Here is a 16,001-nt window from a genome sequence, read left to right as displayed (position 1 = left end):
AGGCTTTTACCCTAGCCAACAGCGATTGTAAATTGGTCTTACCAATTAACCAAGAACGCTGACAGTGCCTGACCAACAACAATTAGGGGCCACCCCATATGCAAACCTGGCAACAGCTCTACAGCCCGCTCGGCAGTCTCGGCGTGTCCGCACTCGCGGCCGTCATCCCCATCGTTTTCTTCTTCCTCGCCCTGGCGGTGTTCCGCCTCAAAGGTCATGTGGCCGGCAGCATCACGCTCGCCCTGGCCATCGCCGTAGCGATCTTCGCGTTCCAGATGCCGGTCGACATGGCGTTCGCCGCCGCCGGATATGGTTTCGCCTATGGTCTGTGGCCGATTGCCTGGATCATTGTGGCGGCGGTGTTCCTGTACAAACTGACGGTCAAGAGTGGTCAGTTCGAGGTCATCCGCAGCTCGGTGCTGTCGATCACTGACGACCAGCGCCTGCAGGTGCTGCTGATCGGTTTCTGCTTCGGTGCATTCCTGGAAGGTGCCGCCGGTTTCGGCGCGCCAGTGGCGATTACCGCTGCGCTGCTGGTAGGCCTGGGCTTCAACCCGCTGTACGCCGCCGGCCTGTGCCTGATTGCCAACACCGCACCGGTTGCGTTTGGCGCATTGGGGATTCCGATCATCGTGGCCGGGCAAGTCACCGGCATCGACGCGTTCAAGATCGGCGCCATGACCGGCCGCCAGCTGCCGCTGCTGTCGCTGTTCGTGCCGTTCTGGCTGGTGTTCATGATGGACGGCCTGCGTGGCGTCCGTGAAACCTGGCCAGCGGCGCTGGTCGCAGGCTTGAGCTTTGCCGTCACCCAATACTTCACCTCGAACTTCATCGGTCCGGAACTGCCGGACATCACGTCGGCCTTGGCCAGCCTGATTTCGCTGACTCTGTTCCTGAAAATCTGGCAGCCGAAACGTGCCGCCGGCCAGCACATTGCCGGCGCTGTTTCCGCTTCGGTGGTAACTGCCAGCGTCGGTGGTTTCGGCCAGAAGCGCACCACCGTCGCTTCGCCTTACAGCCTCGGGGAAATTTTCAAGGCGTGGTCGCCGTTCCTGATCCTCACCGTGCTGGTGACCATCTGGACCCTCAAGCCCTTCAAGGCCATGTTCGCCGCCGGCGGTTCGATGTACGCCTGGGTGTTCAACTTCGCGATTCCGCACCTCGATCAACTGGTGATCAAAACCGCACCGATTGTTGCTGCTCCGACCGCGATTCCGGCCGTGTTCAAACTCGACCCGATTTCCGCGACCGGCACGGCGATTTTCTTCTCCGCGCTGATCTCGATGCTGGTGCTGAAGATCAATTTCAAAACTGGTCTGACCACTTTGAAAGAGACCTTCTACGAACTGCGCTGGCCGATCCTGTCGATCGGCATGGTGCTGGCGTTTGCCTTCGTCACCAACTATTCCGGCATGTCCTCGACCATGGCTCTGGTGCTGGCCGGTACTGGCGCAGCGTTCCCGTTCTTCTCGCCGTTTCTCGGCTGGCTCGGCGTGTTCCTGACCGGCTCCGATACTTCGTCCAACGCCCTGTTCAGTTCGCTGCAAGCGACCACCGCGCACCAGATCGGGGTCAACGACACCTTGCTGGTGGCGGCCAATACCAGCGGCGGCGTGACCGGCAAGATGATCTCGCCACAATCGATCGCCGTGGCCTGCGCCGCGACCGGTCTGGTGGGCAAGGAATCCGATCTGTTCCGCTTCACCCTCAAGCACAGCCTATTCTTTGCCACGATCGTCGGCCTGATCACTTTGGCTCAGGCCTACTGGTTCACCGGCATGTTGGTGCATTAAGACTACAAGCGACATGGAAATAACCGACGCCGGTTCGTGATTCCGGCGTCAGCAATTCACAACCCGGTCTGTAAGGCTGCTGAAAGCAACGCGCTCTATATTCGGCAGCCTCAACAGACGGATAACCGGGCCCACCCGGAGACACGCCTGATGAGCGAGCTTTTTTACAACGCTGTGCCCAACGCCACTCGCGTCGCACCGCCACTGCCCGAACCCCGGCAATACCCCGGCGAGAAACCGTCGCGGGTCTACCTGTTCGGCACGTGCGTGGTCGACCTGTTCTACCCGGAAGCCGGGATGGACGCGATCCACTTGCTGGAACGCGAAGGCATCCGGGTCGACTACCCGCAAGGGCAGAGCTGCTGCGGACAACCGGCCTACACCTCGGGTTACACCGAGCAGGCACGGACGGTGGCGCGCTCGCAACTGGCGCTGTTTGCCGGGGATTATCCGGTGGTGGTGCCGTCGGGTTCCTGCGCCGGAATGATCCGCGAGCATTACGCCGACTTGTTCAAGGACGAGCCGGAAACGCTGAAACAGGTTCAGGCCCTCGCGGCCCGCACCTATGAATTGGCCGAGTTTCTGCTGTTCGTCTGCAAGGTGCAGCTCAAGGACAGCGGCGAGCCGGTAAAAGTGGCGCTGCACACCTCGTGTTCGGCGCGACGGGAAATGAACACCCACCTGCATGGCCGCGAGTTGTTGGCGCAGTTGAGCAACGTGGAACGGGTCAACCACGATCACGAAAGCGAATGCTGTGGCTTCGGTGGGACATTCAGCGTCCGTATGCCAGACATTTCCGGCGCGATGGTGGCTGACAAGACCCGGGCGTTGAAGGAATCCGGCGCGCATCAGGTACTCAGTGCCGACTGCGGCTGCTTGATGAACATCAACGGCTCGCTGGAAAAACAGAAGGAAGCGCTGCGCGGGCAACACCTGGCGAGCTTCCTCTGGCAACGAACCGGAGGTGCGCGATGAGCACTTCCACGATTATTCCTACGGTTGCCGTAGAAGAAGATTTCCGCATCCGGGCACACAACGCCCTGGGCGATTCGCAATTGCGGAACAACTTCCGCACCGCGATGGATTCATTGATGACCAAGCGGGCAGCGGCTTTCAGCGATGCCCACGAAAGAGAACACCTGCGTGAACTGGGCAATGCAATCCGTGCCCGCGCGCTCTCCAAGTTGCCCGACCTGCTCGAGCAACTGGAACAGAACCTGACCCGCAACGGTGTGACAGTGCACTGGGCGGAAACGGTGGACGAGGCCAATGGCATCGTCCTTTCGATCATCCGCGCTCACGAGGCGCGGCAAGTGATCAAGGGCAAATCGATGGTCAGCGAAGAGATGGAGATGAACCATTTCCTCGAGGCTCGGGACATTGAATGTCTGGAGTCCGACATGGGGGAGTACATCGTCCAGCTCGACCACGAGAAGCCTTCACACATAATCATGCCGGCAATCCACAAGAATGCCGGTCAGGTCGCGTCCTTGTTCCACGACAAACTTGGCGTGGAATACACCAAGGACGTTGACCAACTCATTCAGATCGGTCGCAGGGTCCTGCGGCAGAAATTCTTCGAAGCGGACATCGGCGTCTCCGGTGTCAACTTCGCCGTGGCCGAAACCGGCACCCTGCTGCTGGTGGAAAACGAAGGCAACGGGCGCATGACCACCACCGTGCCGCCGGTGCACATCGCCGTCACCGGCATCGAAAAAGTCGTGGAAAACCTGCGCGACGTGGTGCCGCTGCTGTCATTGCTGACCCGCTCGGCGCTGGGCATTCCGATCACCACCTACGTCAACATGATCTCCGGCCCGCGCAAGGAACACGAACTCGACGGCCCACAGGAAGTGCATCTGGTGTTGCTCGACAACGGTCGCAGCCAGGCCTTCGCCGACAGTGAATTGCGCCAGACGCTGAACTGCATCCGATGCGGCGCCTGCATGAATCATTGCCCGGTCTATACCCGCGTCGGCGGCCATACCTACGGCGAGGTTTACCCCGGCCCGATCGGCAAAATCATCACCCCGCACATGGTCGGTCTGGCGAAAGTCCCGGATCACCCGAGTGCGTCCTCGTTATGCGGCGCCTGCGGTGAAGTGTGCCCGGTAAAAATTCCTATCCCCGCACTGCTGCGCCGCCTACGCGAAGAGAACGTCAAAGCGCCGGACACACCGCATCAGGTGATGCGCGGCCAGGGCAGCAAATATTCGCGCAAGGAACGCTTCATCTGGAATGCCTGGGCGAAGCTCAACAGCTCGCCGACCCTGTATCGACTGTTTGCGTTTTTCGCCACGCGCCTGCGCGCATTGGCGCCTAACAATGTCGGCCCGTGGACGCAGAATCACAGCGCGCCGAAACCCGCCGCCCGCTCACTGCATGACATGGCTCGCGAACACCTGGCCAAACAAGGAGACCGTTGATGAGCGCCAAGCAAAACATCCTCGGCAAGTTACGGAAAAGTCTGACAGGCACCACACCGATTGCCGACAACTTCGATGTCGATCTGGTGACCCAGCCTTACACCTACAGTACCGAACAACGGATCCCGCAACTGCGCAAACTGATGGAAGCGGTGCACACCGAAATCCACCTGACTTCCGCTGATGCGTGGCCGGCGCTGCTGGCGCAATTGCTGCGTGACCGCCAGTTGCCGAGCTTGCTGATCGCACCGACTACACCTCACGGGCAGCGCATCACACAACACTGGGCGAACAATCCTGACCTGCCGGCGCTGAAGTCCTACGACCGGCCGATGGAAGAGTGGAAAGCCGAGTTGTTCAACGACACCCCGGCCAGCCTGACCGGCACCCTCGGCGCGATTGCCGCGACCGGCAGCCTGATTCTCTGGCCGACCCGCGAAGAACCACGGCTGATGAGCCTGGTACCGCCGGTGCATTTCGCCCTGCTCAAGGCCAGCCAGATCCGCGACAACTTCTATCAGGTGCAGCAGGAATTCGAGTGGGCGCAAGGTATGCCGACCAATGCATTGCTGGTGTCCGGCCCGTCGAAGACCGCCGACATCGAACAAGTCCTGGCTTACGGCGCCCACGGCCCGAAAGACCTGGTGGTGTTGATCCTGGAGGACCAATGACCTTACCGGCGACTTTCCTGCGCGATGCGCAGCAGCTGATTCCTTCCGAGCGCCGCTTCGACGATCCGCTGTCGACCCTAGCCTTCGGCACCGATGCCAGCTTCTACCGGTTGATTCCGCAACTGGTGATCCGCGTCGAGTCCGAAGATGAAGTGGTGGCTCTATTGAAGCTGGCACAGCGCGATCAGGTCCCGGTGACCTTCCGCGCCGCTGGCACCAGCCTGTCCGGCCAGGCGATCAGTGATTCGGTGCTGATCGTGCTTGGGGATAACTGGAACGCGCGGGAGATCCGCGGGCAAGGCACGCAAATCCGCCTGCAACCGGGCGTGATCGGCGCCCAGGCCAACGCATGGCTGGCGCCATTCGGACGCAAGATCGGCCCGGATCCGGCCTCGATCAACGCCTGCAAGATCGGCGGCATCGTCGCCAACAACGCCAGCGGCATGTGCTGCGGCACTGCGCAAAACACCTATCACACACTGGCGGGAATTCGTCTGGTGCTGGCCGACGGCACACGTCTGGATACCGAAGATGCTTCCAGCGTCGAGGCGTTTCGAGTCAGCCACGGTCAATTGCTGGAACGTCTGGCGACTTTGGGCCGCGAGACCCGCGCCAATGCCGAACTCGCCGCGCGAATCCGCCACAAATATCGTCTGAAAAATACCACCGGCCTGTCGCTCAACGCCTTGGTGGATTTCGATGAGCCTGTGGATATCTTGAGCCACTTGCTGGTCGGTTCCGAAGGCACCCTCGGCTTCATCAGCGCGGTGACCTACGACACGGTGATCGACCACCCGAACAAAGCCTCGGCGCTGATCGTTTTCCCGGATGTGGAAACCTGCTGCAACGCCGTCACCGTGCTGAAAAGCCAACCGGTCTCCGCCGTGGAACTGCTAGACCGCCGCAGCCTGCGCTCGGTGCAGGACAAACCCGGCATGCCGGCTTTCGTACAGCAGCTGTCGAACAATGCCTGCGCGTTGTTGATCGAATCCCGCGCCGCCTCTTCCACTTTGCTGCAGGAGCAACTGGCGCAAATCATGGCGTCGCTCAGCACCTTCCCGGTGGAAAAGCAGGTCGACTTCACCGAAGACCCGGTCGAAAACGCCCGCCTCTGGGCGATCCGCAAAGACACCTTCCCCGCCGTCGGCGCCGTGCGCAAGACCGGCACCACGGTGATCATCGAAGACGTCACCTTCCCGGTGGAGCAACTGGCCATCGGCGTGAACCGTCTGATCGAGCTGTTCGACAAACATCACTACGACGAAGCGATCCTTTTCGGACACGCGCTGGAAGGCAATCTGCACTTCGTCTTCACCCAAGGCTTCAACAGCGCGGAAGAAGTCGCACGCTATCAGGCGTTCATGGACGACGTGGCGCAACTGGTGGCCGTGGAGTTCGGCGGTTCGCTGAAGGCGGAACACGGCACCGGACGCAACATGGCGCCCTTCGTCGAACTCGAATGGGGCACCGACGCCTATCAATTGATGTGGCAGCTCAAACGCCTGCTCGACCCCAACGGCATTCTCAATCCGGACGTGGTGCTGAGCGAAGACCCGCAGATCCACCTCAAGCACCTGAAACCGCTGCCGGCGGCGGACGAAATTGTGGATAAATGCATCGAGTGCGGTTTCTGCGAGCCGGTCTGCCCCTCGAAAGGCCTGACCCTGAGCCCGCGCCAGCGCATCGTGATCTGGCGCGATATTCAGGCGCGAAAGCGCGCCGGAATCGACACCACCGAACTGGAAAAAGCCTACGACTACCAAGGCATCGATACCTGCGCCGCGACCGGCTTATGTGCGCAACGCTGCCCTGTAGGCATCAACACCGGCGAGCTGGTGAAAAAGCTTCGCGGCCGTCACGCCACCCATACGAAAACCGCCAACTTGATCGAAGGAAATTTCGCCACCACCCTGCAAGGTGCGCGTTTCACCCTGCATGTGGCCAACGGTGCGCGGATGCTGTTGGGTGCACCGCGTCTGGCGAAGCTGTCGGCCACCCTGACGAGGCTGTCCAAAGGTCAGGTGCCGCTGTGGACCCACGCGATGCCGCAGCCGGAAAAAGCCATTCGCTTCAGTCTGGCTGTGTCGGACGAACGCCCGCGCGTCGTGTATCTGGCGGCCTGTGTATCGCGGGTGATGGGGCCGGCGGCGGGCGACAAGGAGCAGATGTCGCTGTACGACAAAACCCGCGGTCTGCTGGAAAAGGCCGGTTATCAGGTGGTGTTCCCGGACAATCTGGACAACCTCTGCTGCGGTCAGCCCTTCGCGTCCAAGGGCTATGCCGAACAGGCCGAACACAAGCGTCAGGAGCTGATCGGCGCATTGCTCCAGGCCAGTCGTGGCGGGCTCGATCCGATCTATTGCGATACCAGCCCCTGCACGTTGCGGCTGTTGCAGGATGTGGGAAATGTTCGCCTGGATCTGTATGACCCTGTGCGATTCATCCGTACGCACCTGATGGATCGTCTGGATTTCACGCCGCAGGAAGCACCGATTGCCGTTCACGTGACCTGCAGCACTCAGCACCTTGGGGAAAGCCAGGCGCTGATCGACCTGGCGCGCAAATGCAGCAAGAACGTTGTGATCCCGGAAGGCATTCACTGCTGTGGTTTCGCCGGCGACAAGGGTTTCACCACGCCGGAGCTCAACAGCCACTCACTGCGAACGCTCAAGGATGCGGTGCAACAATGCAGCGAAGGGATTTCCACCAGCCGCACCTGCGAGATCGGTCTGACGCAACACGGCGGAATCGACTACCACGGCCTGGTATATCTGGTGGACCGGGTGACCCGGGCCAAAGCCCCCGCAACCGCCCTCTGAAGAAAAATAGAACCCTTGCGAGCGACCGCAGTCCACAGAACAGGCCCCGAACAATCGGGGCTTGTCCTCCATTCGGTTGCCCGTCCTGACGGCCAGCGAAGTCTGGATCCCTCAGTTCAAGGAGATTCATATGAAACGTTCTGTACTGTTAGGTCTGTTCGTTACTGCCTCGATGATGGCGTCTGCTTCGTTCGCCGCCGACAAGCCCGCCGATTTGTGCGATGCCAATCTGCAAACCATCAACAACGCCAAGGCCCAGGCAATGGCCTCACCCGACCTGAATCAACGGGTAGAAGCCAGTGTGCAAAAGGCCCAGGCACTCAAGGCCCAGGGCAAGATCGACGAATGCGTGGCGGAAACCCAGCAAACCATTCTGGAAATCCGCAAAACCAGCGGAACCAACAACTGATCGAAGCTCAGGCCAACCTTCGGGTTGGCCTTGTGAGCCGTTTGGCGTACACTGCGCAGGCTTGTTGCTCACAAGATACACAGAGCACCAGGCTCGGGGCCGTTTAGGATTCGACGCCGGTTGCGAAACTCTAGGTGCATGCCGACTTGGTAACAGAAGTCGTAAATCCACTGTTGCAACTTCTTATAGTTGCCAATGACGACCAATACGGTGCTGCTCTCGCTGCTTAATTGCAGCTGACATGCACTCCTGGTACCTTCGGGTCCAGCAATCATCAGGGGATGTCTGTAAACCCAAAATGATTGTCATATAGAACAGAATCGCCGTGCAGTACGTTGTGGACGAAGCGGCTAAAACTTACACAACTCGCCCAAAGCACCCTGCCCGTCGGGTCGCTGAGGGTTAACTTAATAGACACGGCTACGCATGTAGTACCGACAGCGGAGTACTGGCGGACGGGGGTTCAAATCCCCCCGGCTCCACCACTTCAACATCTAAAGACGTCCACGGACGTCTTTTTTTGTGTCTAAAATCCAGTAAATACAGGGGTTTCAGCGCTTTTGGGAGCTTTGCAGGGTTTCTGAGTTCCAGGCGCCTTGGTATCCCAGGTGGTATCCCGGACTGCCAAATGCTATTTTCAGGATACCAAAACGGTGCTGGAGGTAGCCCCCATGCCTACTAACGCAACCCGCCTTTCCGATCGCCAGCTGAAGGCAGTCAAGGCAACTGGTAAAGACTTCGTCCTCAGCGACGGCGATGGCTTGCAACTTCGAGTACGCCCAGCGGCTCGATGATGTGGAATTTCAATTACCGCGAGCCGTTGATCAGAAGCCGTATCAACATGGCGCTTGGTCCATACCCCGACCTATCGCTAGCCAACGCTCGAAAGAAAGCCGCAGAGGCGCGTGAGTTGCTCGCTTTGGGCATTGATCCCAAAACCCAGCGTGATGAGGTAAGGCGAGCCAAACTTGCTGAGAGTGAACACACTTTCGAGAAGGTGGCCACGGCCTGGTTCGAGCTGAAGAAAGACTCCGTAACCAAAGCCTACGCCGAAGACATTTGGAGATCGCTGACGCTTCATGTTTTCCCAAGCATGAAAACAACGCCACTCTCTCAAATCACTGCTCCGATGGTTATCAAGATCCTTCGTCCAATCGAGGCCAAAGGGAGCCTCGAAACCGTGAAACGATTGAGCCAACGACTCAACGAGATCATGACCTACGGGGTCAACTCCGGGCTGATACTTGCGAACCCCCTCAATGGAATTCGGGCGGTATTCAAGAAACCCAAGAAAGAGAACATGGCTGCGCTACCACCTGAGGAGCTTCCCGAGCTCATGATGGAAATCGCGAATGCCAGCATCAAGCGCACGACCCGCTGCCTGATCGAATGGCAACTGCACACGATGACCCGCCCTGCCGAAGCAGCCACCACACGATGGGCAGATATCGACTTCGACAAGCGCATTTGGACCATTCCGCCAGAGCGTATGAAAAAGCGTCGGCCGCACACAATCCCTCTTACCGATCAGGCACTTTCGTTACTGGAGACGCTCAAGCAACTCAGTAGTAACAGAGAGTACGTGTTCCCCTCAGATAGAAATCCCCGCACCCATGCCAATAGCCAGACCGCCAACATGGCGTTGAAGCGCATGGGCTTTCAGGACCGTCTAGTCAGCCACGGCTTGCGCTCGATGGCGAGCACCATCCTGAATGAGCATGGCTGGGATCCGGAGCTGATCGAGGTCGCACTGGCGCATGTCGACAAGGACGAAGTTCGTAGCGCCTACAACCGGACGGATTACATCGAACGCCGGCGTCCGATGATGGCTTGGTGGAGTGAACATATCCAGAAGGCGGCCACCGGCAGCCTGTCGGCATCGGCCATCAATCAAACTAGAGATCGCAACGTCGTACCGATTCGCTGAATATCCAAAAGGGGTGCGCCACCGGCTACGATCCGTGTCGTGTAGTAGGGCGAGAAGAGTGACGACAGTTGCCAGATCTCTGGTATGCCTGCGCTTTTTCAGCCAAGCCTCTGAGTATGGGAAGGCTCCGCATTCCCATACTCAGGGGCTCACGCTTAAAGATCTATCAGGCAACCACGACTTTTGCCTTTCTACGACGAATCAACCCTGCTGTTAACTCGTAGTAGTAGATGGTAGCTGGAGCTGAGCGCCGCAAATAGTGCTCCAGAAACCATCTCACGTGCTTTTCTCTCCAGGACCAGGGCGTCGCGCAACCCCAGCGTTCACGAATCACCTCGTGCATCCTTTCTGCTTGCCTGATGTGCCGCTGCCGCGTGGCATGCGCACCTTTGAGCACAGGGCTCAGAAACAACGCTATGTCGAACTCGGACGTCATCGCCGACCTCCGATGTAGGCACTCACTACATCGATGCGGTTATGTCCCAGCTCGTGGCTGATCTGCTGTCGTGCATGCTGATCAAGCTCTCGATCGTCTCGATGAACACGACCGCCATTGAGGGGTGTATTCAAGCCAGTCAGTTGCTCATAGCGCTCACAGGCGTAAGCCGCCCGCAGCTCATGAAAGCCTTTCAATCCATGCTCGTGCAAGATGTCCCGTGCCGGTCGCACAACTGACTGCATAAACTCTTTGTAGCTCTCATTGGGGGTCAACAGGTTCCGACTGCGACTGGGTGAAGCCTCCCAGGCCCTATCCAAGGCGCCACGGATTTGATCAGTGACCGCGATCCAACGCGGCGCTGACGCGCCTGATCGACCGCCTTTGGTGCCGTCCTGGATGTTGATCTTGCCCAGTTGCTCGGCCTCACGTTGCAGTCGGGGCAGGTCCGCCAAGATCGCTTCACGCAGACGCATACCAGTCTCCCGGGCCAGGTGCACAATTGCGGCCACTCGTTGCTGACCCCGCTCTGACAGTGCGCGTGCGATCAACTCAATCTGAGCACGATCTTGGCCTTGCGGGAACTCCCCGCGCACGCTTGAGCGCTGCAAACCCAGCGCCTTGCTCGGACTGGGGATTTTGACGTACTGATCACCGCGCAGCGCAGCCATCGTTCGGTTCACACTGGACAGTCGGTTCTGCGCGGTGGCGATGCCAACGTTGCCCTGGTCCACTTGCTCCCGCATATAGGCGGCGTACCGCATGAGGATCTCGCGGTCGATCTGTCGCGCGTCATTTAGCCTCGGCCCTTCCTCGAATCGACACCAATGCACGAATGCTTGCCAGCGATCGCTATGGGCTTTGACGGTAGCAAAATGGCCGTCGCCAAATAGATCTTTCAAGGCTTGCGGTCCGGCATAGCTGAGCTGGCGACCGAAGCCGAAATTGCGCCCCGCTCGCTTACCGACGCGAGCCATTTTTCTGTTCCTGATCGACTGCAGCGAGCTCATGTTGAAGCGCTCGCCAGTGTGCGCCTACGATGGCGAACTGGGCCCAATCAGTAGGGCGAAAACACAGCGTGTTGTCGACGACGTAGAGATGCGCCCCCTCCTTTTCTAACCACTGGATAATGGCTGTCGTCGAGGTGATAGTTTTACGATCGGTGGCGACATCGGCGACAGCGGCGACAACCCTTGTCCTACCTGGTTTTGAGCGTGGCGACAAAGTGGCGACACTCGCGGCGACAAACCGCACTTTCGGCTCATTGTGACGTTGAGCTAAGTGGTTGCGCAGTGCTTCATCAAGATTAAACATGGCGCACCTCGAAGGTGTGGCCGTCGGTGATCAGCCACTGATGATCAAGCAACTCGACTAACAGCTTGGTGGCATGGCGACTGCTTTTACGGGCAAAGCGGGGGCCGTTGCGGTTCAGGTCTCGAATACTAAAGCGCTTCCAATCTTTGACCTGCAGCCAGCGCAGCAGCCTGTCTGCCTCCTCTTTTACCCTGCACATCGGTTCCTGCTCGGTCAGGCGCTGGATCTCGGTGAGGTAGTAGCCGACTAAGGCCGAGGCCCGTTGGATATGATCGACCTCCACGACGCTGCTCTCCTCCACTACTGCCAGATTGCCGGCGACGCGCAGCAGGTTGTCGGCGGCCTTCGATCCGCTAGGCCGTACGCTTGCCAACTCGCCAAACTCACCCAACTGGGCCTCGATGGCATCATGCAGATCAATCCAGCGACGACGAGCCAATGGACTGAGGCTCAGCGGTGACAGCCGCAAGGCACCGTCAGCGGAAAGCGACCAAGGCTGATGAAACAGGGCCGAAAGACGGTGGTGATATCGCTTTAGAGCGGGGTCTTTTGACAAGTCGACAGCCTGGTAACTGCGTTGTCCGGCCAGGCTGGTGGGCCAGGTCATGAGGCAGCGACCGAGAATGCCTTGCCCCTGCAGCAACGGGTCACTGAGTAACTGCATGGCTAGATACGGTTGCAGCATCAGGTGCAGGCTTAAGCGTCGATCGTAAGCTCGCAAGCTTTCACCCACCATGGACCGCGCGCGATCTATCGGACTGCCGTCCCAGAGTGACGACAAGGTCGTAACCGCTTTCAAACGGTTATCCCGACTCATGGTGCTGCTACCGAGGAATTGTCCCCCCTCGTCACAGAACAGGCCCATGCTCGGCAAGTCATGGCAGAGTCCCTTGATCAGGGCCTCGATAGTCGGATCCGTGGTGATCAGCCTAGGTGCTGAGGGCTCCGCTTCAAGCGGTACGCCGTTTGTGGGGTTGGGATCGCCAGGGTTGATACGCTGCGCCTGTCGCTGCGCGACACGGTACCGGGCGAGTTGTTCGCGATAGCGCTGCCACTGCTCACGCTCCCATTGCCGTGCGGGCAGCAATGCAAATCGATCTGCCGCCGTTTTGCGATCGCCGGATGCGGCCACGGTGATCAGGTACAGCGACAGCGGATAATTTCTCCCATCGAGCTGTAAGCCCGCATGACCTTGAGTGGCCAGCGCCGAAGCAGCCAGCACCGATTGTGCAGCCAATGCCTGGGGCACCCCGATGACCTCAGCCATGCGTTCGACTGCAGGCCCAAGAATCCCACCCAGTGCCTGCACCGGATAAGGCTGGGCCACGGGATTCGACTCAATCAGCGGTCGAGGTAGTTGTGGTAGCTCAAGCTTCGGATCTAACTGCTGCATGGGCCGTCTCCTCGTCATTGCTGGTTGTCCTCACGTAGTCCCGCCACGGCTGTTGAGTGTTATCAGGGATCAAGGCCCCTGCGGCCTGTGAGGTGTTCACTGACGCGGAACGAACGGCTCATTACGACCGAGAGCAAGGGCATAAACCCATGAATCTGGCCTCCTAAACGCATCCGAAGATGCGGGCGGGTGGAGGCTGTGCCGACTGACGAGTTCGGCACCTGGATATCCTGGGTGAGAGAAGGCAACAACATCGACACCTGGGGCATGCCTGACTGTCAGTCAGGTGCAGCCTTTCCATAGGCTGCGGCACCGGTGCCTGTGTTGTTGTGGATGGCGACGAATCGGATTTGTCAGGCCGATTGTCACGCGGAGAGTTGCGGCAACGCCTTGTACGTCGTGGCTTGCAGCAGTGGTATGAGCGCCCGTCTCTTTCCTGGAGAAAGAGACGGGCGAGGTCTGGCGCAGCGAAGTGTGCCAAGAGGTGAGGTTGCTGCAATGCAGCGACGTAGGTCCATCGTCTGCCGCAGTGGGCAGATTGGTCGAGTAGGCATCCATCACTCTTGGGGAGTGACCGTGCGAGCCGCCGGACGCTAATCGCACTTGGGGAAGAACCACCACGCGAGTGGCGTAGCCTTCAAGGTTCTGGCTACCTGGGCTGGTGCTGTCAACGACAGCGATCCGTGCGCCAATTTTTATACCTACTCGAAAAGGCGGTCAAGCGTCACGGCCAATGCGCTCAGAAAGTGGCGACTGTCGCCACTTTTGTCGCCATGCTCCAGTCCGCGCTCTACGTGCGTTGTCGCCGTTGTCGCCGGTGTCGCCACCCCTATAGCCATAGCCGCACGAGAAGATCAGCTCTGACATTTGAGCAGCACTTCGATTACTAGAGATAGAGGACAATTGCTGACGGGAACTGAAGGCGCGGCGCTAATTAGACATGGGATGAGAACGTGGAACGCGGTGGCCCTGAGCAAATCAGTTGAACCCTCCGATCAGCGCGATCAAAGATCGCTTGATCGGAGGGTTTGGCGGGAAAAGCAAAATCCTAAACTTCAATAGTGCCTCAAGTATCAATGCCGGTTGATTGGGAAGAAGAAGCCTCACGCAGCATGATCAGCGTCTGCTGCAGCCGCAGTAAAAAACCGGCCTCGAACGCTTCTTGGGGATCCTCCGGGCGATGACGTTATCGGTTCTGCGCCAGGGCTCACCATAACGGTAGTGACGAGCATCGAGCTAAACCTCAGCACAATGAACGCCGTCCGCAATCATTGGGCCAAACTCGTTGCCCCAGGGCGTTCACATACCCGGACAACCTTTAGCGGAAGGCACTGCATAGTACTCAGTGATCGGCTGCAGACCTCGGTGGCGACGGACAGGATTCGGCCATTAGCTGAAGCTCGACCTACGACGCCAACCGGCCAAAAGACTGAGGCTGATAACTGTCTACGAAACCAGGAACGATTCACTTACTTTTTTGTTTCGTGGGCGATGAGCAGGGCACGACCAGTTGTGTAAAAGCTTTCTATTAAGCTCTTGATCATGGACGTACCAGTCCCCTGAGTCCCAATCCACCCCGCATGAACCAACGAGGAAAACTCAGTGTTGGTCAGGTACCTTGGGGCATTCTCGAAGGTGATCTGGCTTCCCCCTCGAGGACCTTTGGGGCCGGCAGTGCTGATCAAGAAGTTCATGTACTCTCGTGAGAGATACATCCCCTTTATAAGCTCGCCAGAAGCTGGCATCAGTCCCGTGTTGGGCACCATCTTCACCATGAAACCGTCGTCGCTTAGTCTATGGGCTTCATGAGACGCCAACGGGGCCGTATTTTTGGCCACATCCCTGAACGTATCCATTCGTGCCAACTCTTCCGAAAGTTGCCCATCGGGTCGGTAGACCATCACGCCGCCTTCGTCCTTCATGATCTTGTATTGAACGAGTACGAATAGGTCAAACAGCTCGTTGTAATAAATCAGGTCAACACCTAGCGTATGCTCGAGCGCATTCCGATTAGCGTAAATAACGGAAAGCTTTCGGCCTCCTTGCTCAAAGACCGAGATACCTCCGGCATGAACAGGCGCATCGCCTGGCCATGTGAAAAGATCGTGCTGGATCGCAGATTCTTCCTGAATATACCGGGTCGAAATTCCACTGAGGAACGACGGACTAGACGTGGGCAATGCCAACAAAATTGCCGACTGGTTTTCCTCGTCAAGATCAGACACCGCCTCGGCAGGCGGGGCCCACTCGCTGAGTACGCGATTTCGAAGCTTGTTGCTACCCGAGAAGATATCCAACGATATACCCAGCGCCTCTCGCTCCTGAATCTGGATCTCGGCGACGCTGCCATGAAAACGCATACCCGAAAACCGTTGCAGGGAAAGGATTCGCTCTATTTCTGGTACAAGGTGAGGCCGTAGCTCTTTCACGACGTCGATTGCTGCCCCCCACGTTTTGGGCGGTATCGCCCCACCGATGCCTTGGGAAGCCTTAATGAAATATCGATGTACGACCGTGGGTAAAACAGCTTCGATCTCTGAAATTCTTATCGACTCAAGATCCAGTACCGATGAAAACTCCACACGACTTTTCGAGGTGACAACCTGATTACCCTTTTTGGCCAGACATATGTAATCAATGGTGGCTTCCGAAAACGAAAGCAGCGCGGTGCTGAATTGGCCAACGTCCCAGTCAGTCACACTCAGCGCATCGGAGAATGATTCAAAGCCTTCTCCGATTTTCCATTTGATTACATCCGCCCGACGCGACTCATCGAAGCGAACCAGCAATCCGGTATTTTTTCGTGTCATTGA

General features: G+C 58.4%; 11 protein-coding genes, 1 other RNA gene and 1 pseudogene. 8 read left to right on the top strand and 5 right to left on the bottom strand.

All coding sequences use genetic code 11. From position 1 onward, the window contains the following. The first annotated feature begins 98 nt into the window (after positions 1-98). From CAF90_RS18380 to CAF90_RS18345, 8 genes and pseudogenes are all read left to right on the top strand, one after another. On the top strand, positions 99-1,793 hold the full coding sequence (locus tag CAF90_RS18380) for a lactate permease LctP family transporter (protein ID WP_085608029.1): 1,695 nt from the start codon (positions 99-101) through the stop codon (positions 1,791-1,793). A gap of 150 nt (positions 1,794-1,943) precedes the next feature. Next, a complete protein-coding gene (locus CAF90_RS18375; protein ID WP_085608028.1) occupies positions 1,944-2,768 on the top strand; it encodes a (Fe-S)-binding protein in 825 nt (274 codons plus the stop codon). Beyond that, positions 2,765-4,219 carry a LutB/LldF family L-lactate oxidation iron-sulfur protein gene (locus CAF90_RS18370; protein WP_085608027.1) on the top strand — a complete coding sequence of 485 codons (1,455 nt, stop codon included), beginning with the start codon at positions 2,765-2,767 and terminating at the stop codon, positions 4,217-4,219. The genes CAF90_RS18375 and CAF90_RS18370 overlap by 4 nt, the downstream gene beginning before the upstream one ends. Then, a complete protein-coding gene (locus CAF90_RS18365) occupies positions 4,219-4,890 on the top strand; it encodes a lactate utilization protein C (RefSeq protein ID WP_085608026.1) in 672 nt (223 codons plus the stop codon). The genes CAF90_RS18370 and CAF90_RS18365 overlap by 1 nt, the downstream gene beginning before the upstream one ends. Beyond that, positions 4,887-7,709, top strand: coding sequence for an FAD-binding and (Fe-S)-binding domain-containing protein (locus CAF90_RS18360; RefSeq protein WP_085608025.1), 2,823 nt, complete (start codon positions 4,887-4,889; stop codon positions 7,707-7,709). The genes CAF90_RS18365 and CAF90_RS18360 overlap by 4 nt, the downstream gene beginning before the upstream one ends. A 130-nt stretch (positions 7,710-7,839) precedes the next feature. Beyond that, positions 7,840-8,118, top strand: a complete 279-nt coding sequence (locus tag CAF90_RS18355; protein WP_007953788.1) for a hypothetical protein — start codon at positions 7,840-7,842, stop codon at positions 8,116-8,118. Between the two features lie 95 nt (positions 8,119-8,213). Next, positions 8,214-8,603, top strand: a transfer-messenger RNA (tmRNA) gene (gene ssrA / locus CAF90_RS18350). Positions 8,604-8,789: 186 nt separating this feature from the next. Continuing rightward, a pseudogene (locus CAF90_RS18345) lies at positions 8,790-10,045 on the top strand (integrase domain-containing protein). A gap of 166 nt (positions 10,046-10,211) precedes the next feature. On the opposite strand, the gene CAF90_RS29760 reads toward CAF90_RS18345, so the two are convergent. The 5 genes from CAF90_RS29760 to CAF90_RS18315 form a co-directional block, all read right to left on the bottom strand. Continuing rightward, positions 10,212-10,481 (bottom strand): hypothetical protein, encoded by a 270-nt coding sequence (locus tag CAF90_RS29760; protein ID WP_072451312.1) that lies wholly within the window; start codon positions 10,479-10,481, stop codon positions 10,212-10,214. Continuing rightward, positions 10,478-11,458, bottom strand: a complete 981-nt coding sequence (locus CAF90_RS18335) for an integrase domain-containing protein (protein WP_085608024.1) — start codon at positions 11,456-11,458, stop codon at positions 10,478-10,480. The genes CAF90_RS29760 and CAF90_RS18335 overlap by 4 nt, the downstream gene beginning before the upstream one ends. Further along, positions 11,442-11,795, bottom strand: coding sequence for a hypothetical protein (locus tag CAF90_RS18330; RefSeq protein WP_085608023.1), 354 nt, complete (start codon positions 11,793-11,795; stop codon positions 11,442-11,444). The genes CAF90_RS18335 and CAF90_RS18330 overlap by 17 nt, the downstream gene beginning before the upstream one ends. Next, positions 11,788-13,188, bottom strand: coding sequence for a YfjI family protein (locus tag CAF90_RS18325; RefSeq protein WP_072451315.1), 1,401 nt, complete (start codon positions 13,186-13,188; stop codon positions 11,788-11,790). The genes CAF90_RS18330 and CAF90_RS18325 overlap by 8 nt, the downstream gene beginning before the upstream one ends. Before the next feature lie 1,469 nt (positions 13,189-14,657). Continuing rightward, on the bottom strand, positions 14,658-15,998 hold the full coding sequence (locus tag CAF90_RS18315; protein WP_014719969.1) for a hypothetical protein: 1,341 nt from the start codon (positions 15,996-15,998) through the stop codon (positions 14,658-14,660). Positions 15,999-16,001: the final 3 nt, after the last annotated feature.

The organism is Pseudomonas sp. B37(2017) (assembly GCF_002112885.1).
GTDB lineage: Bacteria > Pseudomonadota > Gammaproteobacteria > Pseudomonadales > Pseudomonadaceae > Aquipseudomonas > Aquipseudomonas paraglycinae.
Note: the sequence above shows the minus strand (reverse complement) of the source record. Positions and strands in the feature narration are given on the sequence as shown.